A 3,980-nucleotide genomic window follows, 5' to 3' on the forward strand; every position below is an offset into this window, starting at 1 on the left:
GGTCCGGGTCGGGCCGGGGCGGCGGAGGTGGCCGCCGGCGGGCTGGTCCGGGAGCTGGCCGGGCCGACCGGCCGCGCTGCGGTGCACGGGCCCGCCGTGACCGTGGAGCTGGACGACGCGCCGCCGGCCAGACGGCGGGGGCCCTTCCCGCCCGGTGTGCGGGCACCGGGCCCGGATGATCTCGTCGTGCACCAGCAGGACGTCCAGGCCGTCGTGAACGCCCTGTGGGCCGGCGGCGCCGAGGCAATGACGATCATGGATCGGCGGGTCACCGCGCAGACCGCGGTGCGCTGCGTCGGCAACACGCTGCTTCTGCGCGGCGAGGTGTTCTCCCCGCCGTTCCGGATCACCGCGATCGGCGGGGCCGCAGCCCTGCGAGCCCGCCTCGGCGACGACCCCCAGGTGCGGATCTACCAGCAGTACGTGGCCGCGTACGGGCTGGGCTACCGGATCACCGAGACCGCGGACGCCCGCCTGCCCGCCTACGACGGCCCGCTGACCCTGTCCTCCGCCCCCGGCGGCTGAATCCGGCACCGGCTCCGCGCCGCGCCACGGCCACACCACGCGACGCCGCACCGCGGCGGGCGGGGCGGGGCGGGACTCAGGCGAAGGCCGCTGCCCGCAGCGTCTCGACCTCGGCGGACAGCTCGGGCGCGAGCCGGCTGGCGGCACCACCGTCGCCGCACTGCTCCAGCCAGCGGGCGAGGATCAGATGGCCGCCCTGCGTCAGCACCGATTCGGGATGGAACTGCACACCCTCGAGCGGCAGCTCGCGGTGGCGCAGCGCCATCACCACCCCGCTGTCGGTGCGGCCCGTGACCTCGATCTCCGGCGGGAGGGTCCGTTCCTCCACGGCGAGCGAGTGGTAGCGGGTCGCGACGAACGGCGACGGCAGGTCGGCGAGCACGCCGACCTTGTCGTGGCGGACCTGCGAGGTCTTGCCGTGCAGCAGTTCCGGGGCCCGGTCGACCGTCGCGCCGAAGGCGACCCCGATCGCCTGATGTCCGAGGCACACGCCGAGCAGCGGCAGTCGGCGCCCGGCGCAGGCCCGCACCATCGGGATGCTCACGCCGGCGGCCTCCGGCGTGCCCGGTCCGGGGGAGAGCAGGACGCCGTCCACGCCGAGGCCGGCCAGTTCGTCCGGCGTGACCTCGTCGTTGCGCCGGACGACGCACGCGGTCTCCAACTGGCCCAGGTACTGCACCAGGTTGAACACGAACGAGTCGTAGTTGTCGACGACCAGGATCCGCATCAGGTCCTCCTTCCCGGCTCGGACTTCCTAGGTGCCCTGCCCGCCACCACCGCCACCACCGCCACCGCCAGTCCCGGTGATGGGACGCCTGCTGCCGCCCAGGCCGAGCGGGCCCGTCGAGGCGGACGTCGTCGGGCTCGGGTTGACCGACGCCGAGGGGGTCGGCGTGTTCTCCGGCGGCTGGGTCGGCTCCTGGTCGGGGGTCTGGGTCGGGGTGGGGCTCGGCGGCGCGGTGGTCTGGAGCTGGGCGGCGACCGAGAGCGTGACGGTCGACCCGCGCCGGACGTTGCCGCCGGAAGGCGACTGATCGACGACGGTCCCGGGCGCCACGTTGTTGTTCGCCACGGACTGCTGGGCGGCCTGTAGGCCCCACCGGCCGAGTTCGGCGACCGCGCTGTCGACGGTGCGGTTGGTGACGCTCGGGACGTTGACCATCGCGCTGACCACGTTCAGAGTCACCGTGGCATTGGGCTTCACGGCGCTGCCGGCCTGCGGGTCAGTGCTGTCGACCGTGCCGACGCCGTGGCTGGTCGCGTTGTAGAACTGCGTCGAGGTCGGGGTCAGCCCGAGGGCGCGCAGTTGCTGTTCGGCCTCGGACTGCGACTTCCCGACGATGTCCTGGGGGATGGTGACGTCGCCGGCGGCCTTGCCAACCGACAGGGTGATCATCCCGTCGGCGGCGACCTTGCTGCCCTCGCCCGGGTCGACCTTGGTGACGCGGCCCGCCTGGTCCGGCGCGTCGACCGCGACGATGGTCGGCTTGCCGGTGTAGCCGGCGCTCTGCAGCCGCGCCTGCGCCACCTCCTGGCTCTGGCCGACCAGGCCCTTGGGCACGGTGAACCCGCTGGCGGTGTTGTTGTTCCCGCCGTTGCTCAGGAAGGTGGTCGCGAGCAGCACGACCGCGACGAACACGACGACGATGCCCAGGCCGGCAAGGATGTACTTCCAGGTCTGCGTGCGTTCCGGCGCGGGCAGCGCGTTGCGGTCGATCGCGCCGGTGACGTCGTAGCGGTCGAACGGGCCGGTGCCGAAACGGCCGTCGTCGTACGGCTCGCCGCCGCGCAGGGCCGTCGCGTCGTCATATGGGCCGTCGGGGTAGCGGTCCCGGGTGGGATAGCCGGCGCGGTCACCGCGGCCGAGCACGGCCGTGCCGGTGGCGGCCGCGGGGCCGAGGGTGGTGGCGGCACCGTTGGCGCCACCGCCTCCCATCATCGCCTGCACGCGCCGCCCGGCCAGCGCCCGCTCCAGATCGTCGCGCATCTCACCCGCGGTGAGGTAGCGATCGTCCGCGTCCTTCTCCATGGCCTTGAGGACGATCGCGTCGGCCTCGGGGGAAATATCCCGGTCGTGAGCCGACGGCGGGTCGGGGTCCTCCCGGACATGCTGGTAGGCGACCGCGACCGGGTTGTCGCCGCGGAACGGCGGGGAGCCGGTGAGCAGCTCGTAGAGCAGCACGCCGGTGGTGTAGACGTCGCTGCGGGCATCGACGCGCGCCCCCCGGGCCTGCTCGGGGGACAGGTACTGGGCGGTGCCGATCACGGCTGCGGTCGCCGTCATCGTCGAGGACGTGGCGGTGGTGGCGCGGGCGATGCCGAAGTCCATCACCTTGACCGAGCCGTCCGGGCTCAGCATGACGTTGGCCGGCTTGATGTCCCGGTGGATGATGCCCATCCGGTGGCTGTAGTCCAGCGCCGCGCAGACGTCGGAGGTGATCTCCATGGCGCGTCGCTCGGTGAACCGGCCCTCCGCCTGCAGGGCGTCGCGCAGGGTCCGGCCCTCGATGAACTCCATCACGATGTACGGGATGTGCGTCCCGTTGATGACGTCCTCGCCGGTGTCGTACACCGAGACGATCGCTGGATGGTTCAGCGAGGCGGACGACTGGGCCTCGCGCCGGAACCGGGCCAGGAAGGTCGGGTCGCGGGCGAGGTCCGCCCGCAGGGTCTTGACCGCGACCTCGCGGCCGAGCCGGATGTCGCGGCCCTTGTAGACCTCGGCCATGCCGCCATAGCCGATGCCGCCACCCAGCTCGTAGCGGCCGCCGATGAGCTGCGGAGCCGCGTCCGGGGTGTACATCTCCGTCGCGTCGGTCACGAGAACTCCCCTGCCGTCGCCCCTCCCGCGTCGGGGACCGCCGACCCTGCACTGTCGTGGACGATTCCAGCACCGAACGGGACGGCGTACACCACACCTGGTGGACTGGCCGCCGAGTTCGACTCGGATCCGCTACTTGAGAAGAGGCGATTGGTCACGAAAGCGGTGATGGCGACCGTAAGGATCAACAAGATGAGCAGGACCGGCAGCGGGAGGGACAGCCGCGGCGAGCCTTCGGGCCGGCGCCTGGCAGCGGCCCGGCCTGACCAGGCCCCGTCGGCCGCGCCACCGCCCGACGAACGGGACCATGCCTGCGCGCCGGGCTGGTAGAGAGTACCGGGGTCGCGCGCGTCGTCGCCGCCCCGGTAGGCCGTCTCGCCGTAGCCGGCGTCCTGGCCGTAGCCCCGCCCCGGTCCGTAGCCGGTCTTGTCCTCGCGGTAGCCGGTGTCCGGGTAGCCGCCGCTGCCGTCGAACTGCGCGTTGTGCATCGCGGTCGCGGGCAGCTCGGCGCCGCCGGGGGACATCTGGGTCTGGTCCGGACCGGCACCCGCGCGCCCGGGTCCACTGGTCCGGCCCGGCGGCGGGTTCTGGGCCGGCGGCAGCCAGGACGGCGGCCGGGTGCGGGATCCGGGGC

The 3,980-nt window shown here is 73.3% G+C and carries 3 protein-coding genes and 1 pseudogene; 1 reads left to right on the forward strand and 3 read right to left on the reverse strand.

All coding sequences use genetic code 11. The annotated features are described in order from the left end of the window. Positions 1-525, forward strand: a 525-nt coding sequence (locus tag MXD58_RS22225; RefSeq protein ID WP_250609851.1) for a DUF881 domain-containing protein, incomplete at its 5' end; no start/stop codon positions are given. Between the two features lie 76 nt (positions 526-601). On the opposite strand, the gene MXD58_RS22230 is transcribed toward MXD58_RS22225, so the two are convergent. From MXD58_RS22230 to MXD58_RS22240, 3 genes and pseudogenes are all read right to left on the reverse strand, one after another. After that, entirely contained in the window at positions 602-1,252 is a 651-nt protein-coding gene (locus tag MXD58_RS22230; RefSeq protein WP_248838466.1) for an aminodeoxychorismate/anthranilate synthase component II, read from the reverse strand. Positions 1,253-1,279: 27 nt separating this feature from the next. Next, positions 1,280-3,346, reverse strand: coding sequence for a Stk1 family PASTA domain-containing Ser/Thr kinase (pknB, locus tag MXD58_RS22235; protein ID WP_308302021.1), 2,067 nt, complete (start codon positions 3,344-3,346; stop codon positions 1,280-1,282). Continuing rightward, positions 3,343-3,980 (reverse strand): annotated as a pseudogene (locus MXD58_RS22240) (serine/threonine-protein kinase); the annotation flags it as partial. The pseudogene MXD58_RS22240 and the gene pknB, both read right to left, overlap by 4 nt.

The sequence above is a fragment of the Frankia sp. AgKG'84/4 genome (genome assembly GCF_023242965.2).
Lineage (GTDB): Bacteria > Actinomycetota > Actinomycetes > Frankiales > Frankiaceae > Frankia.

Coding starts and splice junctions, on each gene's coding strand:
- MXD58_RS22230 (WP_248838466.1), bottom strand. CDS start 1,252: ATGCGGATCCTGGTCGTCGACAACTACGACTCGTTCGTGTTCAACCTG.